20 protein-coding genes are annotated in these 20,164 nt (G+C 59.1%); 12 read left to right on the forward strand and 8 right to left on the reverse strand.

The annotated features are described in order from the left end of the window. Window positions 1–32: 32 nt before the first annotated feature. Window positions 33–887 (reverse strand): LysR family transcriptional regulator, encoded by an 855-nt coding sequence (locus tag LOY36_RS15535; RefSeq protein WP_258668672.1) that lies wholly within the window; start codon window positions 885–887, stop codon window positions 33–35. 114 nt (window positions 888–1,001) lie between these two features. Here LOY36_RS15535 and LOY36_RS15540 point away from each other — a divergent pair, with 114 nt between their 5' ends. Further along, complete coding sequence (locus LOY36_RS15540) at window positions 1,002–1,427, forward strand: VOC family protein (protein WP_258668673.1); 426 nt, start codon at window positions 1,002–1,004, stop codon at window positions 1,425–1,427. Next, window positions 1,424–2,701 carry an amidase gene (locus LOY36_RS15545; RefSeq protein WP_258668674.1) on the forward strand — a complete coding sequence of 426 codons (1,278 nt, stop codon included), beginning with the start codon at window positions 1,424–1,426 and terminating at the stop codon, window positions 2,699–2,701. The genes LOY36_RS15540 and LOY36_RS15545 overlap by 4 nt, the downstream gene beginning before the upstream one ends. Here LOY36_RS15545 and LOY36_RS15550 read toward each other — a convergent pair. The 4 genes from LOY36_RS15550 to LOY36_RS15565 form a co-directional block, all read right to left on the reverse strand. Beyond that, window positions 2,692–3,300, reverse strand: coding sequence for a GGDEF domain-containing protein (locus tag LOY36_RS15550; protein WP_258668675.1), 609 nt, complete (start codon window positions 3,298–3,300; stop codon window positions 2,692–2,694). The genes LOY36_RS15545 and LOY36_RS15550 overlap by 10 nt on opposite strands. A 74-nt stretch (window positions 3,301–3,374) precedes the next feature. Further along, window positions 3,375–3,953, reverse strand: coding sequence for a hypothetical protein (locus LOY36_RS15555; protein ID WP_019648949.1), 579 nt, complete (start codon window positions 3,951–3,953; stop codon window positions 3,375–3,377). A 1-nt stretch (window position 3,954) separates the two neighbouring features. Continuing rightward, window positions 3,955–6,123, reverse strand: a complete 2,169-nt coding sequence (locus LOY36_RS15560; protein WP_258668676.1) for a xanthine dehydrogenase family protein molybdopterin-binding subunit — start codon at window positions 6,121–6,123, stop codon at window positions 3,955–3,957. A 31-nt stretch (window positions 6,124–6,154) separates the two neighbouring features. Beyond that, entirely contained in the window at window positions 6,155–6,610 is a 456-nt protein-coding gene (locus LOY36_RS15565; RefSeq protein WP_258668677.1) for a (2Fe-2S)-binding protein, read from the reverse strand. Window positions 6,611–6,854: 244 nt separating this feature from the next. On the opposite strand from LOY36_RS15565, the gene LOY36_RS15570 reads away from it, so the two are divergent. The 3 genes from LOY36_RS15570 (at window position 6,855) to LOY36_RS15580 (ending at window position 12,081) form a co-directional block, all read left to right on the forward strand. After that, entirely contained in the window at window positions 6,855–7,358 is a 504-nt protein-coding gene (locus LOY36_RS15570; RefSeq protein WP_019648946.1) for a VOC family protein, read from the forward strand. A 34-nt stretch (window positions 7,359–7,392) separates the two neighbouring features. Then, the gene (locus LOY36_RS15575) at window positions 7,393–8,226 is read left to right on the forward strand and encodes an AraC family transcriptional regulator (protein WP_019648945.1); all 834 of its coding nucleotides are present in this window, start codon (window positions 7,393–7,395) and stop codon (window positions 8,224–8,226) included. A 171-nt stretch (window positions 8,227–8,397) separates the two neighbouring features. Then, on the forward strand, window positions 8,398–12,081 hold the full coding sequence (locus LOY36_RS15580; RefSeq protein WP_258668680.1) for a hypothetical protein: 3,684 nt from the start codon (window positions 8,398–8,400) through the stop codon (window positions 12,079–12,081). 22 nt (window positions 12,082–12,103) lie between these two features. Here the strand turns inward: LOY36_RS15580 and LOY36_RS15585 are convergent, their stop codons facing one another. Beyond that, window positions 12,104–12,691 carry a LysE family translocator gene (locus tag LOY36_RS15585; RefSeq protein ID WP_258668681.1) on the reverse strand — a complete coding sequence of 196 codons (588 nt, stop codon included), beginning with the start codon at window positions 12,689–12,691 and terminating at the stop codon, window positions 12,104–12,106. 241 nt (window positions 12,692–12,932) lie between these two features. On the opposite strand from LOY36_RS15585, the gene LOY36_RS15590 reads away from it, so the two are divergent. Then, complete coding sequence (locus LOY36_RS15590; RefSeq protein ID WP_007937743.1) at window positions 12,933–13,145, forward strand: DUF1059 domain-containing protein; 213 nt, start codon at window positions 12,933–12,935, stop codon at window positions 13,143–13,145. A gap of 188 nt (window positions 13,146–13,333) precedes the next feature. Beyond that, entirely contained in the window at window positions 13,334–13,954 is a 621-nt protein-coding gene (locus tag LOY36_RS15595) for a LysE family translocator (RefSeq protein WP_258668682.1), read from the forward strand. Window positions 13,955–13,957: 3 nt separating this feature from the next. Here the strand turns inward: LOY36_RS15595 and LOY36_RS15600 are convergent, their stop codons facing one another. Beyond that, entirely contained in the window at window positions 13,958–14,371 is a 414-nt protein-coding gene (locus LOY36_RS15600) for a VOC family protein (protein WP_258668683.1), read from the reverse strand. Window positions 14,372–14,497: 126 nt separating this feature from the next. On the opposite strand from LOY36_RS15600, the gene LOY36_RS15605 reads away from it, so the two are divergent. From LOY36_RS15605 to LOY36_RS15615, 3 genes are all read left to right on the forward strand, one after another. After that, window positions 14,498–15,580, forward strand: a complete 1,083-nt coding sequence (locus tag LOY36_RS15605; RefSeq protein ID WP_258668684.1) for a bifunctional transcriptional activator/DNA repair enzyme AdaA — start codon at window positions 14,498–14,500, stop codon at window positions 15,578–15,580. 60 nt (window positions 15,581–15,640) lie between these two features. Then, window positions 15,641–16,453, forward strand: coding sequence for an isocitrate lyase/phosphoenolpyruvate mutase family protein (locus LOY36_RS15610; RefSeq protein WP_019579343.1), 813 nt, complete (start codon window positions 15,641–15,643; stop codon window positions 16,451–16,453). A 74-nt stretch (window positions 16,454–16,527) separates the two neighbouring features. Further along, window positions 16,528–17,145, forward strand: coding sequence for a DNA-3-methyladenine glycosylase (locus LOY36_RS15615; protein WP_258668685.1), 618 nt, complete (start codon window positions 16,528–16,530; stop codon window positions 17,143–17,145). Window positions 17,146–17,187: 42 nt separating this feature from the next. On the opposite strand, the gene LOY36_RS15620 is transcribed toward LOY36_RS15615, so the two are convergent. Beyond that, complete coding sequence (locus LOY36_RS15620) at window positions 17,188–18,084, reverse strand: LysR family transcriptional regulator (protein ID WP_018929644.1); 897 nt, start codon at window positions 18,082–18,084, stop codon at window positions 17,188–17,190. 128 nt (window positions 18,085–18,212) lie between these two features. On the opposite strand from LOY36_RS15620, the gene LOY36_RS15625 reads away from it, so the two are divergent. After that, the gene (locus tag LOY36_RS15625; RefSeq protein ID WP_018929645.1) at window positions 18,213–18,878 is read left to right on the forward strand and encodes an RraA family protein; all 666 of its coding nucleotides are present in this window, start codon (window positions 18,213–18,215) and stop codon (window positions 18,876–18,878) included. An 11-nt stretch (window positions 18,879–18,889) separates the two neighbouring features. Next, on the forward strand, window positions 18,890–20,098 hold the full coding sequence (locus LOY36_RS15630; RefSeq protein WP_258668687.1) for a pyridoxal phosphate-dependent aminotransferase: 1,209 nt from the start codon (window positions 18,890–18,892) through the stop codon (window positions 20,096–20,098). The last annotated feature ends 66 nt before the right edge of the window (window positions 20,099–20,164 follow it).

Consider the following 20,164-nt stretch of genomic DNA (forward strand, 5'->3'; position numbering starts at 1 on the left):
GGGTTTTTTGTGCCCTCAAATTCAAAAGATCTTCACAACAAACACTGGGCAAACAACTGCTGGATCGGCTGTGTGCGCTGGCTATAACGCTGCAACAGCACGATCTCCCGGTAGAACGTCAGCTCTCCCAGCGGGATGATCCGGACCTTCGCCCCATGCTCCAGCCACAGCCCTGCCTCGGGCAGCAGTGAAACGCCGAGTCCGCACTCAACCATCTTCACGATCGCTTCCAGCTCGTCGAGCTCCAGCGCTACTTGCACGTCAATCTGCTTCTCGCGCAAAAAACGCGTCACCAATCGCCCACCGAATGAATTGCGGTCGTAGCGTACGTGGGGATGGCTGGCGAGTAACTGCAGCGGGTCATCCCCCTCGAGGTCGGCCGGCACGATCAGCACAAACGGCTCCCGGCGAATGACTTGCACCGATAATTCCTTGGGTAATTCAAACGGCGGCTTGATCAGAATTGCCAGGTCCACTTCGCCAGTGTCCACCTGGCTCAGCAGGTTCAGGGATACCCCCGGCACCAGTTTCGCCTCCAGCAATGGCGCCTGTTGCCGGAGTCGCAACAGCGCCCGTGGCAACAAACCGGTCTGGACGGTAGCCACCGCGCCGATCTTCAATTCGCCACGAAACTCGCTGATGTCATCACTAACGGCCATGCGACTGAAGATCTCGAGCATTTCCTGAGCCATCGGCAACGCTCGTTGCCCTGCGGCATTGAGGAGCGCCTGACGCCCGGTGCGATCGAACAGACGTATGCCCAACGCCTGCTCCAGATTGCGGATCTGCGCGCTGACCGCCGACTGAGTCAGGCCGATGTGCATGCCTGCCGCTGCGAACGTGCCATGGCGCGTCACGGCAATGAAGGTTTTCAGTTCCCGCAGCATACGGCTCCCCAATTGATCGAAATAATTTGAGCTCGCTGCAAAAACTATCGTCTTTTAATCAAAAAGCACAGGACTAAACTCAGCCTCAACGCTCAACCCGTCGAGGCACATCCGATGCAACTGTCCCCTTTTCATTTGGCCATCCCGGTTTACGATCTGGACGCTACCCGGCGTTTCTATGGCGAGGTGTTCGGCCTGGAAGAAGGTCGCTCCAGCGATCACTGGGTCGATTTCAACTTTTTCGGCCATCAACTGGTGATTCATCTGGCCCCGAAAAACGCTTCTCAGGAAGCCGCCCATACCAACGTCGTGGATGGCCACGACGTACCGGTGCCGCATTTCGGTGTGGTATTGCCGATGGAAGAATGGGAGGCGCTGGCCGAACGCCTGAAAGCCCTGGGCACACACTTCGTGATCGAGCCGGGCATCCGGTTTCAGGGATTGGTGGGCGAACAAGCCACGATGTTTCTTTTCGATCCCTGCGGCAATGCTCTGGAGTTCAAGGCGTTCAAAAATATCAATCAGTTGTTCGCCAAATGACCCGCTCGCCCCTTGACGCCACCACCCTCAGTCAAGCGGTGGTCAATGGCGAAACTACCGCCGCCATCATCGCCGAAACCTTTCTTCAGCGCATTCAGGCGCGGGAGCCGGAGATCCAGGCTTTTGTCTCGTTCGACGCCCGGCAGGTCCGCGCCGATGCGGCGCAGCACAACGGCCAGGGCCTGCTGGCCGGCGTCCCCGTGGGCATCAAAGACATTTTCGACACCGCTGCCTACCCCACACAGTTCTATTCACCCATTTATACCGACCATCAACCCTCCCGGGACGCCCACGTCGTGACGCTGCTGCGCCAGGCCGGGGCGCTGATCATGGGCAAGACCCATACCACCGAGTTTGCGTACATGCACACCGGTCCAACCCGCAATCCCCACGACCTTACGCGAACGCCGGGCAGCTCCAGCGCGGGCTCGGCGGCCGGGATGGCTGCAGGGTTCTTTGCCCTGGCGCTGGGCACCCAGACCGCAGGCTCGTTGCTCAAGCCGGCATCCTACTGCGGCCTCTTCGCCTTCAAACCGTCGCTGGGGCTGGTGTCGCTGGAAGGGGTAAAACCGTTGGCGCCGAGCTTCGACACCGTGGGTTGGTATGGCCAGTCAGTGCGCGACCTGCACCTGGTAGCGCGCGTGTTGATTCCCGGGTTCGTGATGCCTGGCATCGAGCGGCGTCCACTGCAATTGGGGTTCTGCCGCACGTCACGCTGGGATCAAGTGGACTCCGACGTGGTCCTTGCCCTGGAACAGGCGGTGGATCAGTTGCGCAGCGCCGGCCATCACGTGAGCGAAGTACGGCTGCCGGATGAGTTTGCCGGTGTATTCGACGATCATCAGTTGATTAACGATTGCGAAGGTGCCCGCTCGCTGGCAAAGGAGTTTCAACAACACCGAACACAATTGAGCCCTTCGACCCTGGCCATGTTCGAGCGGGCGGCGACCACAACCTGGCAACAGGAATCCGCTGCCAAGGCGCGCCTGGCTGATCTTGCCCCACGCTTGAGCGAGCTTTGCCGCCCTTTCGACGCCATGCTCGGCGCCTCTTGCGGGATGGTCGCGCCGGTCGGCCTGGAAAGCACCGGGCCGTCGGACTTCATCAAGTTTTGGGGGGCGTTTGGCTTGCCGCAACTGAACATCCCGCTGAGGCCCGGCCAAGCCATGTTGCCTGTCGGGCTACAGATGATCGGAAGGTTCAGAGAGGATGGTCAGCTGTTACGAACGGCCGAGCACGTTGCAGCGGTTTTGCAAGGCGCCATTCAAGAATGACGAGCTTCGAACTGTCGGGCACGCAACGCCTTATCGACCAGAGCCAGCAGGTCTTGCGCCGTTTGGGTTAGCTGGGCATCAAACTCGATCTGCCCGACACTGAAGCGAATGTCATAGCCACGATGCACCGTGGCATTACGCTCATCGAGTATTTCTTCGAGGCGCGCCCTGATTGCGGCAATCTCCACCGTGTTGGCACCGGTCAACAAGGCAGCAAACTCATCGCTGCCCAGCCGACCGATCACATCGCTTTCACGAAAAGCGATGCGCAACACGTCGGCAAAGGTTTTCAGGGCGTTGTCGCCCTCGGCACGCCCATACAACCGGTTGATGTGCTTGAAGTCATCAAGGTCGAAAAACAACAGGGTCGCAGGTTGGCCCAACTGCCGACAGGCCTCCAGCGCCAATTGGGCCAGAGCCTCGAAGCCATGACGATTGGACAGCAGCGTCAACTCATCCATGCTCGCCATCTGCACGCCCATCAGTTCTTGCTCGGCCTTGCGCGCCAGGTCGCGCAGTACATCGCGGTCCTGCACGGCGCCGTCGAGGACGTTCGGCGTGCCCGCGCCGGGTTTGAGCGGTTTGTCTGGGGTTAGCATTACTCACTCCCTTGATGGATATAAACGTTAGAGTCGTTCACACCCGGTTTGACTCCTTATAAACGCGCCGCTGGTCAGCTACCCGCCACCGGACACGGCCCTCCAGCGTCCGCCCAGAGTTTGAACTGGGTGACGAAAATGTCGTGGGGCACCGGCACTGGCGTCCGTCCCTCACCTGGATGCCAGCCCCAGAGCACCAGTTTGTCCTCGCTGACATGTTTGATCAGTGCCGCAAAATCACGATCACCATTACTGGAACGGTCCTTGATCATCGCGCACAACCTGTCGGGCGGCAGACCGATCCAGGCCATTTTGTGCGCGGCCGGCGGCAGGCTCCAATGCGGCGCTCCGGGCGGTGCGTGAGGCCCATAACTGGCGGGCGGATTGCTTTCGGCATGGCAACTGGCACACGGCAGACCGGCCGCCCCTTTGCCATCCATCCCGCGAACCACCCTCATCGCGTGAGGATTGCCGGCGTCGAACTGTAAAGGCGAATCGCCGGGGATATGACAGTTCTGACAGCGCGGGCTCTGGAACACCTTCTGTACCGTGTCAAACGCCTTCAGCGCCTCTTTTTCATCAGCGAACAGGTCTGAGGCATAGCCAGTCAGCCCGATCAGCACCACCGCGCCCAGCAACAGATGTCGTTTCATGTCACACCCCCGACAATTGCAGCGGCAGTTCCCGCAGACGCTGCCCGGTCAAGGCAAACACCGCGTTCGCCACGGCCGGCGCCACGGGCGGTACACCGACTTCGCCGATGCCGCCGGGTTTGTCGGTGCTGGGGACGATATGCACTTCGACCACGGGCATTTCGTTCAGGCGCAGCACCTGATAGTCGTGAAAATTGGACTGCTGCACCTGACCGTTCTTGAACGTCAGTTTGCTGTGCAAGGTAAATCCGAGGCCGAAGGTGATGCCTGACTCCATCTGCGCGGCGATGCTCTGCGGGTTGACCGCAATGCCGCAATCCACCGCACACACCACCCGGTGTACGCGAATCGCCAGGTTGTCCTGCGACACCTCCGCCACATGGGCGACGTAGCTGCCGAAAGACTCATGCACCGCCACGCCCAATGCGTGGCCGTCCGGCAACGGCGCTTTCCAGTCGGCTTTCTCCACCGCCAGATTCAGCACCCCCAGATGCCGTGGATGCGCCTTGAGCAAGGTTCGTCGGTATTCCACCGGATCCTTGCCGGCCGCCTCTGCCAGCTCATCGATCAACGACTCCATGACGAATGCCGTATGGGTATGCCCCACCGACCGCAACCACAACACGCTGATGCCGGTTTGCGGGGAATGCAGGTCGATCAGGTGATTGGCCAGCCCCTCAAAATAGGGACTGCCGGCCACACCTTCGACGGAGGTTTTGTCGACACCGTCCTTGACCATGGTCGCCTCGAACGACGTGCCGGCCATGATCGACTGTCCGACCAGCACATGCTTCCAGGCGATCGGCATACCGTCGGCGTCCAGCCCGATGCGTGCCTGATGCAGGAATGCCGAGCGATAGTAACCGCCGCGAATGTCATCCTCTCGGGACCAGACGGTTTTCACCGGTTCGCCCGCCGCTTTGGCGACGTACACCGCCTCGCTGACAAAATCCGAGGTCGGGTTGGCCCGACGCCCGAAGCCGCCACCGAGGAATTGGGTGTGGATCTCGACCTGTTCGGGTTTGAGCCCGGTGATCTTCCCCGCGATCATCTGATCCAGGGTCTGGAACTGCGTGCCGGTCCAGATTTCGCATTTGTCCTTGGTGATTTTCACCGTGCAATTGAGCGGTTCCATCGGTGCGTGGGCCAGGTACGGCACGCTGTATTCGGCCTCGATAGTCTTCGCCGCTCTGCCCAACATCACCGTCGCGTCCCCGGCCTGGCTGACCGAGGTCCCGGGGGTGGCGGCGAGTTTACGGAAGCTTTCCAGCAGTTGCTGGCTGTCGAGCCCGGCGTTCGGCCCCGGTTCCCATACAACCTTCAGCGCATCGCGCCCCAACTTCGCCGCCCAATAATGATCGGCAATCACCGCGACTCCCGTGGGCACCTGCACCACTTTGTGCACGCCCGGCACCGCCAGCGCTTCGGCGCCTTCGAAGGATTTGACGCTGCCACCGAACACTGGCGGCCGAGCGACCACCGCGGTCATGAGCCCGTCGAATTGCACGTCCATGCCGAACTTCGCCTGCCCGGTGATTTTCTCCGGGGTGTCGAGACGCTTGGTGGGTTTGCCGATGACCTTCCAGTCCTTGGCCTCCTTGAACTTGATCGAGGCCGGATCCGGCACCGGCAACTTGCCGGCGTCATCCGCCAGTTCGCCGTAAGTAGCGCGCTTGTCGCCAGCAATCACCACGCCCGACTCGGTGCGGATCTGCGAAGGCGCCATGTCGAATCGCTTGGCCGCCGCGTCGATCAGCATCAGGCGCGCCGTTGCGCCGGCCTGACGATAGCGATCGAACTCCATCCAGGTCGAGGTCGAACCGCCGGTGATCTGCATTCCGCCAAACGCCGGCAGGCCATACTCGGCGGCCGAGGCTGGCGCGTGTTCGACGCGAATTTTCGACCAATCGGCGTCCAGTTCTTCGGCGATCAACATGGTCAGGCCGGTCCACATGCCCTGGCCCATTTCCGAATGGCCGAGCAGCACAGTGACGCTGTTGTCGTTGCCGATGCGTAAAAAGGCATTGGGCGCGAACACCTCTCCTTGATTCTCGGCGCCGAGGGCAAAGCGATGGCTGCCAGGGATGACAAACCCCACCACCAGACCGCCACCCAACACGGCACTGCTCTTGAGAAAACCGCGACGCGAGACAGAGTTGATGCTGTGCATGGCTCAGACTCCCTTCAACGTGGCTTCAACCTCAACCGATCTCGGCGGCGCGTTTGACCGCCGCGCGGATTCTTGGGTAGGTGCCGCAGCGGCAAATGTTGCCGGACAACGCCTGGTCGATGTCGCTGTCGGTAGGCTTGGGGATCTTCGCCAGCAACGCGGCCGCCGACATGATCTGCCCGGACTGGCAATAACCGCACTGAACCACGTCGAGTTCGGCCCAGGCCTGCTGCACCGGGTGCAAGCCGTCGCTGGACAGACCTTCGATGGTGAGAATTTTCTGCCCGTGGGCCACCGCCGTGGCGGGCGTGATGCAGGAGCGCAGCGGCGCGCCGTCGACGTGTACGGTGCAGGCACCACACTGGGCCATGCCGCAACCGAATTTGGTGCCCGTCAGGTGCGCGACATCGCGCAGAACCCAGAGCAACGGCATGTCCGCGGGGACATCCAGTTCCTGGTCCTTGCCATTGATGTTCAGGGTCAGCATGGCGGATTTCCTCAGACTCACAGTGTTCTGAAGGGGCGCCGCTGTGGCAGCGAAATACCTACGCGGCGCCTTGGGTCATCCCTACAGCTAAGCGCAATTTGACCCACAAGCCATGTTCATCGACCACCGGTCGCTCCCGTCCCGTAGCAGCTGCTACGGACTTGTCGATCTACGGTCCGTCCAATCGCCTACAGGCTGGCTAATCTGATAGTCCAGCGTGTACAACCTGCCGAGGACAACCGCCATGCAACGCTTTCCAAAGCTTACACCCTGCCTGTGGTTCGACGATCAGGCCGAAGCGGCGGCGAAGTTTTATTGCTCGATCTTCGATCACTCGAAAATCACCGCCATCACCCATTACGGCAAGGCCGGTCAGGAAATCCACGGCCGCCCGGAAGGTTCGGTGATGACGGTCAGCTTCGAGCTTGATGGCCAGACCTTCACCGGTCTCAATGGTGGGCCAGTGTTCACCTTCAACGAAGCGGTGTCGTTCCAGGTCAATTGTCAGAATCAGGAGGAAGTCGACCACTTCTGGGGCAACCTGACCGCCGGCGGGCCTGTGCAGGCGCAGCAATGTGGCTGGCTCAAGGATAAATTCGGCGTGTCGTGGCAAATCGTGCCGGTGGCGCTGATGCACATGATGCAAGACCCCGACACGGCAAAATCCCAGCGTGCCATGCAAGCGATGTTGCAGATGAAAAAACTCGACATCGCCGAACTGGAACGAGCCTTTGCCGGCCAGAGCTAATACACTGAGGTACTGGCCCGCCAAGGACACCGAGATGAAGCACATCGTCGCCAAAGATGCAGACAAAGCCCCGCGTTTCTGGCGCGACGACGCCCTGCCCTTCATCGAAGCCCGCTCCATCGCCGACGGCCGCGAGGTCTGCTACGCCCGGCATTCCCACGAACACTTTTCCATCGGTGCTATCACCGCTGGGCGCAGCACCTACATCCATGAGCAATCGGAGTTTCAGGTCAGCGCCGGCACCGTGGTGTTGATGAACCCCGGCGATGTGCATGCCTGCAATCCGATCGATGACCAGCCTTGGTCGTACCTGATGCTGTACGTCGAGACGCCTTGGCTGACTGACTTGCAGCATCAGCTCGGCTTCAGCCAGGATTCGGCGTTTCGCCGGTTTTCCATCACCCACAATCGCGATGTCGAGCTGTTCGCCGGCCTGAAGAACTTGTACGAGGTGTTGGTCGATCGGCAGCAGGATGTGCTGCACAAGCACAGCGCGGCGGTGGAGTTTTTCACCGAGGTGCAACAGCGGCTCAACCCTATAGATCAACCGTTGCGCGAGCCTAACTTCAAGCTGGAGCGGGCCGCCGACTACATCCGCGATAACTGCACGCACCAGCTCAAGCTCGAAGACATTTGCGAAGCGGCGCAACTGTCGCCGTCCTACCTTATTCGCGCCTTCAAACAGCATTACGGCATGACGCCCCATGCATTTCTGGTCAACCGGCGCATCCAGTTCGCCCGGGATCGACTGCGCAATGGGCGATTAATTGCCGATGTGGCGTTAGAGGCGGGTTTTGCTGATCAGGCGCATTTTCAGCGGGTGTTCAAACAGCATCTGGCGGCGACGCCTGGGCAATATCGCGGATAAGTTAATACATCGACAAGTTCCCCTATCAAGAACAGGTTAGTTAAAACCAACTCACGACCCTTGCCTGCAAAAGTCATATGAAGTCATATAAATAAAATGACAACGCGCCGAACTCTTATTTAAGCTCCCTTCCCACGCTACAACCCAACATCAGAAGATGGAGCTTCTTACTTGAACACGCAAAATAACTACGTATTTCATTCCAGCAACCAACGCGAGAAACAATCAGTCATTGAAGCCATTACCAACTTCCTCAGCGATGAAGACGTCATGGCAGCCGTTGGGTGGTTATGGGACCGTGTATCAGTTATCTGCGACCCGGATTCCGACTTCTCCCAACTACATCGTCCAGCTACTACCTGCCTGGCGAGGCTCATCCGGCAACCCGACTTCAAAAAAATCGGGGCCGAACAAGGCATCCCCCAAACAAACATCTTTCATGTCAACGAACACGGTCAACTCTTTTACTCCTATAACAACATCAGTACCCGTGAAGTCAACGGCGAGCTGGTCACCGTTGGTTTCTTCTCTGAGCGTAACGACATCGCCCGTCACTTCACTGGCGTTGCCGACATCGATGAACAGCTGCGCCTCCTTTCAAGCAGTGCCAAGCTGACCGGCGGATGGGTGACGTCCACCGAAAAAATCACAATAAGCCAGTGGTTGCGTTTTCACGGCCTGCCACTTCCGGCCAGCGTGGAAAGTGCGAAAGAGTTAATTGATCTACTGAATGCCACCACACTTCCAGTACCGTCGCCCTATGGGAACTACTGGCAGTTGCTGATTTCCCCCAAAGACTCACCATTCGAACTCACGGAGAAAAATCGCGCCCTCATTCGCGATGTGATCGAGGAAGAAACCGGAGGCGAACTTCCTTTGGTTTCGCTCTATGGCCATTCGCTGAAACTTGAAAGCTTTTCCGCCGACAAACTGCCCACCAGCCAAGGTTACCGGCTGACACGGCTGATCGATATTGCAGTGTCGAGCGCGAATAATGGGCATGCGTTCATGACGGCATTAGGCTGGTTCTCTGATGAAAACGGCCCCAAGCCAACCGCACAGTTCATCGAACAGCTGATGATTGCGGTGATGCTGCTTGACCTTGATCCGGAACTGGACAGCGCCAATACCTCATTTGCAGGTTTTGACCTCTACTCGAAACGCTATTTGCTGCTTCCCCCCTCAGCGGTCCGCACGCGACTTGAACAGCATCTGGTCAGCCAACTCAAGCTCGACGCCATGATTGCCCCGCTCGTCGCGGAACTGGTCCTGGGAGGCATGGCGCCGGAATATCTTGCCGATGAGCTGCCGTCAAACCTGCGTATTGGCACACCGGCCTGGGTCGTCTTCACGCAAGCCGTACACTTTGCCGAAGCGATCGTCCCCGGTGTTTCCCGGAGCATGACCTACCAACACCTGCTGGGGTTCGCCCGCGCATCGCAGTTGACCCCTGAACTCAAAACAGTGTTTGCCACGCACTCGGCTGACCCGGTGATAACCTGGGCGCTGATGAACGATCTGATCGCCCGGGATTCAGAGGACAACCTCAACCTGCAAGCCGTTACGGTGGCGAAGGATGAGTACAAGCAACATGCTGACATGATGACGAGCTCCTTGATTGATCTGGGCAAACCGCTGCCCCATCGCAAGGCGCTCGCACTTAAAGAACTCAAATCCCAGGTGCCGGATTGTGACCCTGAGGAACTGTTGGTCAAACATCGCGGAACGGGCGGTGGTGCAGGAAGGCGGGTATCGGTTGTCGATCTTTACCTGGGCGACGAGCTTCACACCCAGGATTGGGACCGAACCAAAGGGAGCAGTATTTACGAGGCATTCCCTGATCTGACTGACCTGTACCCCATTGCAGGTCTATTTGAACAAGCGATCCACAATCATTACAACTCAATGACCGAAGCGTTGTCGGCCATTATCAAAGTTACATTTTCGCAACTAAGCCTGACGGACAGGTCGTTCATTGAGGACGGCCACCTGGGTCTCTATTGTGTTCAGGAATATACCACCACCCGATTTACTAATATCCCCAACCCGACGGGTGCTGTAAGACCGGCAACGCCCACCCCCGGAAAGACCGGTCGTTATGGCGTTATCATTTGTGCGGTACTTGATTCAGAGCTTCGTTGTTATCAACTATTTCCGATGAGGACGGAATGCGTATACAGCGAGGAGCTTAGTGAAGTGTTTCGCCCTCTCTTCATGGCCAGTGGGTCCGCTGCCGCGACATTTGTGAACCACAAACAACATTTGGAAGGCCGTCTGGATATACAGGCTTATCAAGCGAACACGGCCCCCCGCAGCTATGCAAAATCCGCTTTTTTCATCCGCAAAATCGGTGAATTCAACCCATCAGCAAGTGCAGACACCACCACGCCGAACCCCTACTTTCGTTCAACGCGAAAAGAAGCAATCAGTAACCTTATTGCAAAAGAAAACCCCTATTTCACTGAAGATGAACTGATGCAACTGGGCCTCGACCAGACCAAACGTGAAAAAGCGATTGAAAAGACCGAAGCCATCTTCACTTTCATTGTGAACCTGATCATCCCGTTCAAGGAATGCGTCGAGGAGCTTTCCTCGGGGGTGCCTTCCCGACAAAACCGCGCCATTTTCGGCTGTGTCATGGATGCCGCGGCCCTCGCTGTTTCCGTTGCCGTCATCGGCATTAAAGTGGCCGCTATCAGCGCGAAGGCCACAACCCTGGTCTCGAAACTGCTTTCCACTTCCAAAGTGGTTGGCAGTACCGTCATCAGCCTCTTCGCTCCCATCGACAATCCTACAAAGTTACTCACCGGTGGCAGCCAGCTGCTGGCTCGAGGTGTAATGAAGTTGAGCGGCCACGCCCGCTCCGCTTCTCACCTGGCAAGACAGCAATTGCGTTTTATGTCCGGTGCAAACGGCTACGACTTGATCAAGGCCATCGATCATACCGGCTCGGCTTCTCGGATCCGCATGTCGCTGGACACGGTTGCCCATGGGCGTGCGCTGTTCAAGGACGACAGCATTGAGACCGTCGAACAGATTGTGACCCTTTTGGGGAACAAAGACAGTCGTTTGCCGAGTAACGTAACCAACATTGAACTAGAACATCTGTTCAACAATGCAGTTGTTGAATCGACAACAAAACTCAAGTCAGCACAAGATTTGGAGGCTTTGATTGGCCGAGCGGCCGTAGATGATCTGTTCAAGACCTACCTCAAAAATTTACCACACGACTACATCTCCGCCCGACCAGGATCAGGAGCCGATAATTATGGCGAGGCGCTGAAAGTCCTGGCCCAGCTCGACACGAAAAATGTCACCTATGTAAAAAATTACCAGCAAAATGTGTTGAAACAAGATCTGGGCAAGGCGCCTTTTGGCCAAATCATGCCGGAATCGGCTTTCAACCCAAGCGGCTTTACAGATAATTCGCAAAGGGCGGGAGCCTGGATCGTGAACGGTTCAACCACTCCAACTAACGACCTCGACAACATCGTTGCGGTATTGCGTGAGTATGCCGGGAATAAAAAGTCGCTGACCGATCCGGCATTGATCAGAGAGCTGAACGTCCGGATTGCACCAGATGCCGCAGGCATCGAGCGCATCGGACTACATTTTGAAACGACATACCCTAGCAATATCAGTGGGTTCGCTGCGATGAAGGAGCACCTGAAATTACTCAACACCAGCCATGAGCATTTCGATAAACATTTGCTCGCCACCGTCGTGGGCTTCCACGGTCTGGGCAACGGTAACGGCCGAACCGGTCGTGCGCTGTATGCCATCAGCCAGCTACGAAACAACCGGTTCACACCGCTGACAAAAAACGAGTTCAGCTTGCTACACGGCCTCGAATGAAATGATTGTCTGGGGGATGGTGCTAGGAAAACAGCAAATACGCTGCACTCCCCCCCAGCAATCCCGCCATCACCCGGTTGAACAAACGCATGCTTGCAGGATTATTCAGATAACCCTGCAGGCATGTCCCGGCATATGCCCAACAGCCGACAGACACATAGCAAATCACCAGATACACCGCCGCAAACTGCCAGACCAGCCGCGCCTCGCCGTCCGCGACGAACGCGCCCATGCCCGCTACACACGCCAGCCAGGCTTTCGGATTGAGCCATTGCATCACCGCGCCATACAGCATCGACGGTGCCCGGCGCGACTCTTTTGCATCGATGCGACCATCGTCCGCCGCCAGCTTCCAGGCCATGAACAGCAGAAACGCTACACCCGCCAGCTGCACCACCTGCGTCAGCGCCGGCCACAGCCGCAATACCTCATGCAACCCCAGGCCCATCAGCACCAACAGCAACACAAACCCCAGAGTCGCCCCGGCCACATGCCGCTGACTGGCGCGAAAACCGAACTGCGCCCCCGAACTCAACGCCACAATGTTCACCGGCCCCGGTGTAATGGAAGCGACCAAGGCAAACGCCGCCATCGAAAGAATCAGACTCATTGCATACCTTCTTCAATTCAGTTGAACCAGGGCTCAAGGTAAAGAGCCAGGGAAATGCTGTATTGAAGAAAACAACCCTTGCCTGTTCCGCGATGCATGTCGCGCCCTGTAGGTTGCAAGACTGTCACGAGGCACCTTATGGCGGGCCTATACTTCAAGAGTCGGCACACTCGATGCGGGGCGCGTCGAGTGATCGTTCACGCAGGCCACGGCCTGCCTTCATCGTAGGGAGGAGAAGATCATGGCGCGTAAATACATCGACTGCCGCGAGTTCCCAAGCGCTTCCAAATGCTCGGTCGCCCTGTCCGCAGACTCTGAAAACGAACTGCTGGAGGCCGCGGCACAGCATGCGGTCAGTGTTCACAAGCACACCGATTCACCAGAACTGCGTGCTCAACTGAAGACAATGTTCCACGACGGCACCCCGCCCGTAGAAGCACCACGTCCGGCGTAGGAGCTGCCGAAGGCTGCGATCTTTTGATTTCCCCGTAAAAAGGGACGGACCACGATTCAAGGCAAATGCCGAACAATCGTGGTCTGTCCCGTGTTTTTCTCTGTACGGCTATTTGCATCCACCGCTGTATGGGCCAAATCACCAACCACCCGTGATAAAAATACCGCTCTCGTTCCTGGAGCCCGTTCATGGACCTCGCCACCCTCTTCCTGTTTTTGCCGGCCTGCTTTGCCCTGAACATGGCCCCCGGCCCGAACAATCTGCTGTCAGTCAGCAATGCCACCCGTTATGGCTATCGTCGCGCCTGTGTGGCCGGCGTCGGGCGTTTGCTGGCGTTTGCCGGGATGATCGCTCTGGCCGCCGCCGGGTTGTCGGTGGTGCTGAAAACCTCGGAATGGCTGTTCTACGCGATCAAGATCATCGGCGCCGCTTACCTGTTGTACCTGGCATGGCAACTGTGGCGCGCCAATCCCGAGGCCGAGCAGCACATCACCGGCACGCCGGTGGGGATCCTGGCCCTGGCGCGGCAGGAGTTTCTGGTGGCAGCGGGTAATCCCAAGGCCATTTTGCTGTTCACCGCCTTCCTGCCGCAGTTCGTCGACCCGACCCAGGCGGTGGCGCCACAATTCGCGGTGCTCGGCGCGTTGTTCCTGCTGCTGGAATGGATCGCCATCAGCGCCTACGCCTACATGGGCCTGCACATGCGCCGCTGGTTCGCTGAACCACGGGGCAAACGGATGTTCAACCGTTGCTGCGCGGGATTGTTGTCGGCGGCGGCTTCGGTGCTGTTGATGGCGAAACGGGCCTGACCTTTACGCTTGGGACGGTCCTTTCAGTTCGACCTGGTTGCCGTCCGGATCGAAGCAATAGATAGACAGCCCGTTGCCTTCGGCGCCGAAACGCACGGCGGCTTTCTCGGGTTTCAGGCCAAAGGACTGCAAGTGCCTGACCAGTGCTTCCTCGTCAAACGGTTCGATGCGCAGGCAGAAGTGGTCGACGTTGCGCCGTTCGCGACCAGCGGCAGCACCGCCCGTGCGGCCGATTTCGCCCTGGATGTCGACGAGATCGATCATCGAGGTGCCCGCACGCAGATGCACCAGGCCCAGATCGTCGCGGCGCTTGACCAGTTCGGCGCCGAGTACCTCGCCATAAAACGCGATGCTGCGTTCGAGGTTCTCGACGCGCAGGACGATGTGATCGATGTGTTTAATCGTGAATGCTTGCATTGGGATGGATTCCTGAAAATAGCGTTTACAGCATTGCCGGTGACCCGATGACTGTAGCTCAGGGTACAAAAATTCTCTGTCGATTTTCCGGTGGAGGCACCAGGCAACGCGGCTTATGCTCAGCCCATGAACCTACAAAACGCTGTGCTTCCGCCCCACGCCGAGATGGTTCGCGCCATGCTCGAACGCGACACCGCCTACGAGGGGGTGTTCTTTACCGCGGTCAAAACCACCGGCATCTTCTGCCGCCCCAGTTGCACGGCGCGCAAACCGAAGCCGGAAAACGTCGAGTTCTTCGCTCATGCCGATGAGGCGATGTCGGCGGGCTATCGGGCCTGTCTGCGGTGCAAACCGCTGGACGCCGCAGCCATTGCGCCGGACTGGGTGCAGCAACTGCTGAAATCCGTCGACGCCGACCCCGACCAGCGCTGGACCGATGCCCAATTGCTCGCCGAGGGCATCGAGCCGCTGAAACTGCGGCGCTGGTTCAAGCAGCATTTCGGCATGACTTTTCACGCCTGGCTGCGCAGCCGACGGTTGGGCATCGCCCTCGGTGGCATCAAGCAAGGCGAATCCATCGACAACGCGGCGTTCGATTCCGGCTATGAATCCTTGAGCGGTTTTCGCGATGCGTTTCAAAAGTCATTCCACATCACCCCCGGTCGCGCCGTCCACAGCGAGCCGCTGCTGTTCACCCGATTGACCACGCCGCTGGGGCCGATGATCGCCATGGCCGAACGGCGTGGGCTGGTGCTATTGGAGTTTCTCGACCGACCGGCATTGACCAAGGAAATCGAAGAACTGCAGAACCATTATGGCTACGCCGTGGCCCCCGGACACAACAGGCATTTGCAGCAGATTGAAGAACAACTGGCGCAATACTTCGCCGGCAAACGGAGCGAATTCAACGTGCCCCTGCACCTGCCCGGCAGCGCTTTCGCCAAGCAGGTGTGGAACGAATTGATGAAGATCCCCTACGGCCAGACCAGCACCTATGGCGCGATTGCCGCGCAACTGGGCAAGCCCGGCGCCAGTCGCGCCGTGGGCATGGCCAACGGGCAAAACCGTCTGGCGATTGTGCTGCCCTGTCATCGGGTGATCGGCGCAGACGGCTCGTTGACCGGCTATGGTGGTGGACAACCGCGCAAAGCGTTTCTGCTCAGGCTGGAAAGCGCCGCGGTGCAAATCACCCAACAACTGGCATTCTGATCGCTCCACGGCTTTTCAAAAAAAGGTTTTCCAATAAAAAGTCATAAGGAGGGACATTCAATGGACACACTCGACACTCAATTCCATCAACTGCACCAGAGCGGGCTGTTGATTCTGACCAACGTCGCCGATGCCACCGGGGCGCGACTGGTGGAACAGCTGGGCAGCAAAGCCGTGGCCACCAGCAGCGCAGCAGTGGCCTGGGTGCATGGTTATCCGGATGGCAACACCTTGCCGCTTGAGCGGCTGGTTTCCACCGTCGAATCCATCGCCCGGGTCATCAGCGTGCCGTTGAGCGTGGACATTGAGGCGGGTTATTCCGATGACCTGGGGCGAGTTGCGCAAGTGGTCGACGCAGTGATCGCCGCCGGTGCCGTGGGGATCAATATCGAGGACGGCGCTGCCCCGCCCGACCTGCTGGCCCGCAAGATCGAAATTGCGCGCCAGGTTGCCAATCGCCGGGATGTGAAGCTGTTCATCAATGCCCGCACCGACGTATACCTCAGGGGCCTGGTGCCGGCCGAAGATCGTGTCGCCGAGACGCTCAAACGCGCCGCGTTGTATCAGGCCGCCGGTGCCGACGGATTGTTCGCCGCTGGCGTCACGGCGGCGTACGAGATCGACGCCCTGTGCCACGGCACAACGCTGCCGCTGAACGTGCTCGGCTTCCCGGGCCTGCCTTCGCCCGAGGAACTGCAAGCCCTTGGCGTGCGCCGTTTGAGCGCAGGCTCCGGCATCGCCGAATTCCTCTACGGCGCCATGGCCGGCCTGGCCAAAAGCTTTCTGCAAACCGGCACGCTCGACAGCAGTCACCTCAAGGCCTTCACCTACAGCCAAGTGAACGCCCTGCTGGCCCCGACCGGGAAAGTTTGACCGCAAGCAATGGAGTGCGGCGCTGCGGGGGGACGACTAGTCTTCCCGCAGCCACCCGCCCCTCAGGATGCTCCATGCCCGACACCTATCAACTGGCCAGCGAATTCCTCTCGGCCCTCGATGCCGACTGGCAGCGCCACATCAGCGCCATCGGCCCCTGCCTGCATCAGCCCCACGCGGCGCGCGATCCTTATGAATCGCTGGTGCGGGCGATTGCCTATCAGCAACTACATGCAAAGGCCGGCGATGCGATTGTCGGCCGGCTGCTGGCGTTGTTTCCCGCGAACACCTTCCCCAGACCCGAGCAGATCCTGGCGACTGACTTCGAGCAGATGCGCGGTTGCGGCTTTTCCGCCAGCAAGATCGCAACCATTCAGGGCATCGCTCAGGCGGCTCTGGACGGCGTGGTGCCGGACTACGCCACGGCGCTGGCGATGGACGATGAAGCATTGATCGAGCGTTTGATCACCTTGCGCGGTGTGGGCCGCTGGACCGTGGAAATGCTGCTGATCTACAGCCTGGAGCGGCCAGACGTTTTGCCGGCCGATGACTTCGGGGTGCGTGAGGGTTATCGCCGGTTAAAGGGGCTGGAACAACAGCCGAGTCGCAAGCAGATGGTGGATATCGGGTTGGCGTGGAGCCCTTATCGGACGGTGGCGTCGTGGTATTTGTGGCGGGTACCTAACCGGTAGACCGTGTAATCGTTCATCGCGGGCAAGCCCGACATCTGACGTTCAGAGCAACAACCGCGAAAAGTCGCAACACTGCAGCGCCAGTTGCGCGACATCCTGGTTCAGACCGAATTGACGATCGGTGCGGTGCAGCGCGGCGTAGCGAATCCGCGGCAGGCCCGGCGTCGTCACCAGTGCGCGCAACGCGCCTCGTTCGATCAAATGCGACAGGCAGGCCTTGGGCAAATAACTCACACCAACCCCGGACAAGGTCAATCCGACCTGCACCAGCAAGTTATGGCTGGTGATGGTTTTAGGCATCTGCACATTGTGGGAAGCCATCCAGCGCTCGTAGATCAAGCCTGTCCCGGACTGGGATCCCTGGGTCAACACCGTGCAACCGGCCAGGCGCTCGATACTCACCGGATCCGGGTCGGTAATCAGACCTGGCGCGCACATCCAGGCGTTTTCGACGGACTTCAGTGGGGTACTGACGAACCGCGCATCGTTGTAGACATCCGGGACGATGACCAGATCGAGTTGATCGTTTTCCAGTTTGCGAAACAGTTCGCTGCTCAGTTCCACCGAAGGCTCGATTTGCACCTTGGGGTAAGCCTGCCGTAGCGACTCGACCAGCGCCGGCAACCAGGTCAACGCCGTCAGTTCGGTGACCCCGAGGCGAAACCTGCGCACCAATACTTCACGGGCGCTGACCCGCTCCAGCAAATAGTCACGGCGTTCCAGCAAATCCTTGGCGTAATCCAGCAGTTCGCCGCCCTTCTCGGTCAGCCGTGCGTTGCGCTTGCTGCGGTCGAAAATCTCCACGTCGAAGGTTTCTTCCAGCTCCTGGATACGTTTGGAAATCGCCGACTGAGACATGTTCAGCTTGTTCGCTGCCGCTTCGAAGCTGCCCAACTCGGCAATCCAGAACAACGCGTCAATCTGCTTGAAGGTGATCATTGCAAACGCCACATGAAAAAAAGCGATACTACCGCATAATAAAATATCGCTAAAACTGTTTGTTTATCACTCCTAAGATCGAGCCACAGCCCTGATCGGCTGCTAACTCATTCTTCAGGAGATCAGCCATGTCCTTGCCCGGTTCACGCATTCTTCCCAACCCACCGCTGGCCGCTGCCGAAGTGCTCGAAGCGTTCGCCAATGTGGTCACGCCGCACATCAGCGACAACCTCGGCCGGCACATTGGTGCTCGCGGCCTGACCCGCTACAACCGCAGCGGCAAATTGGTCGGCACCGCCCTGACCGTCAAAACCCGTCCAGGCGACAACCTGCTGATCTACAAGGCCATGAGCATGCTGCAACCCGGCCATGTGTTGGTGGTGGACGCCCAGGGCGACACCAACAACGCGGTGATCGGCGAACTGGTCAAGCTCTACGCCCAGCAGCGTGGCTGCGTCGGTTTCGTGATTGACGGCGCGATTCGCGATGTCGCCAGTTTCGACGATACCCCCTGCTACGCCCGCGGCGTCGTGCACTGCGGCCCTTACAAGAGCGGTCCGGGCGAGATCAACGTGCCGGTGTCGATCGGCGGCATGCTGGTTCAACCGGGCGATTTGCTGGTCGGCGACGAAGACGGATTGGTGGCGTTTTCCCAGGCCGATGCGGCCGAAGTGCTGCGTCGCGCCGCACAACATGCGGCCCACGAAGAACAAGTCAAAGCCGAAATCGCCACCGGCGCCCTGCGTCAGAGCTGGATGGACAAGGTCTTGCAGCAGGCCGGCCTGGCCGATTAAGGGGGAACACAATGAGCACTGCATTTTTGTCTGATCGGGTGCTGGGCATCCAACCTTCGCCGAGCATCGCCGCCAACGCACTGGTGACCGAGCTGCGCGCCCAGGGTCGGGACATCGTCAACTTCACCATGGGCGAACCGGATTTCGACACTCCGGCACATATCCTCGACGCCGCCAGCACCGCGATGCACAGCGGTGACACGCACTACACGGCCACCCACGGCACACTTGCCTTGCGCAAAGCGATCTGCCTCAAGCTTGAACGCGATAACGGCCTGCATTACGGGCTCGACGAAGTGGTTACCGGCTGCGGCGGCAAGCACATCATTTACCACGCCCTGGCCGCAACGCTGAACCTGGGCGATGAAGTGATCGTGCACACGCCGTACTGGGTGTCTTACCCGGACATCGCCCGGTTGAACGACGCCACGCCGGTGATCATTCCCGGCGATGAATCCAACGGCTTCAAGCTCTCGCCAGCGGCGCTGGAGCAGGCAATCACCCCGCGCAGTAAATGGGTGATCCTCAACACGCCGAACAATCCGAGTGGTGCGGTCTACAGCGAAACCGAGCTGTTGGCACTGGCGGACGTCCTGCGTCGGCATCCTCATGTATTGATCATGGCCGACGAAATCTACGAGCAGTTCGTTTATGGCGACGCCCGGCATGTGTCGCTGACCCTGCTCGCCCCGGACCTGAAACCGCGCACGCTGATCGTCAACGGCGCGTCCAAGGGTTACGCCATGACCGGTTGGCGTCTTGGGTTTGGCGCAGGTCCGGCGTGGTTGATCGGGGCCATCGGCAAACTGCTGTCGCAGACCACCACGTGTCCGAGTTCGGTCAGCCAGGCGGCTGCGGTCGCGGCGTTTGCCGGGGATCAGGCACCGATTGCTGGCATGCGCGAGGTTTACCAACAACGCCGTGACCGCATGCTCGAACTGTTGCAACCGATCAACGGCCTGAGCTTCACCCCTCCGGACGGGGCGTTCTATGTGTTCGCCAACGTCAGCGGGCTGATGGGCAAAACCACCACCAGTGGCGAGCGCATCGACAGCGATACGCAACTGGTCGCCTACCTGCTCAAGGAGCACGGCCTGGCCACGGTCAGCGGCGCCGCATACGGCATGTCGCCGTATATCCGTCTGTCGTTCGCCAGTTCGCTGGACGTGATCGAAGAAGGTTGCCGTCGTCTCAAAGAAGCGTGCCAACGCTTGCGCTGACGGCTGATCGCAACACCCGACAGCCATCGGACGGCTGCCCATTGACTGCCTAGAACAACACTCATA

The sequence above is a fragment of the Pseudomonas sp. B21-019 genome (genome assembly GCF_024749225.1).
Taxonomy (GTDB): Bacteria; Pseudomonadota; Gammaproteobacteria; order Pseudomonadales; family Pseudomonadaceae; genus Aquipseudomonas.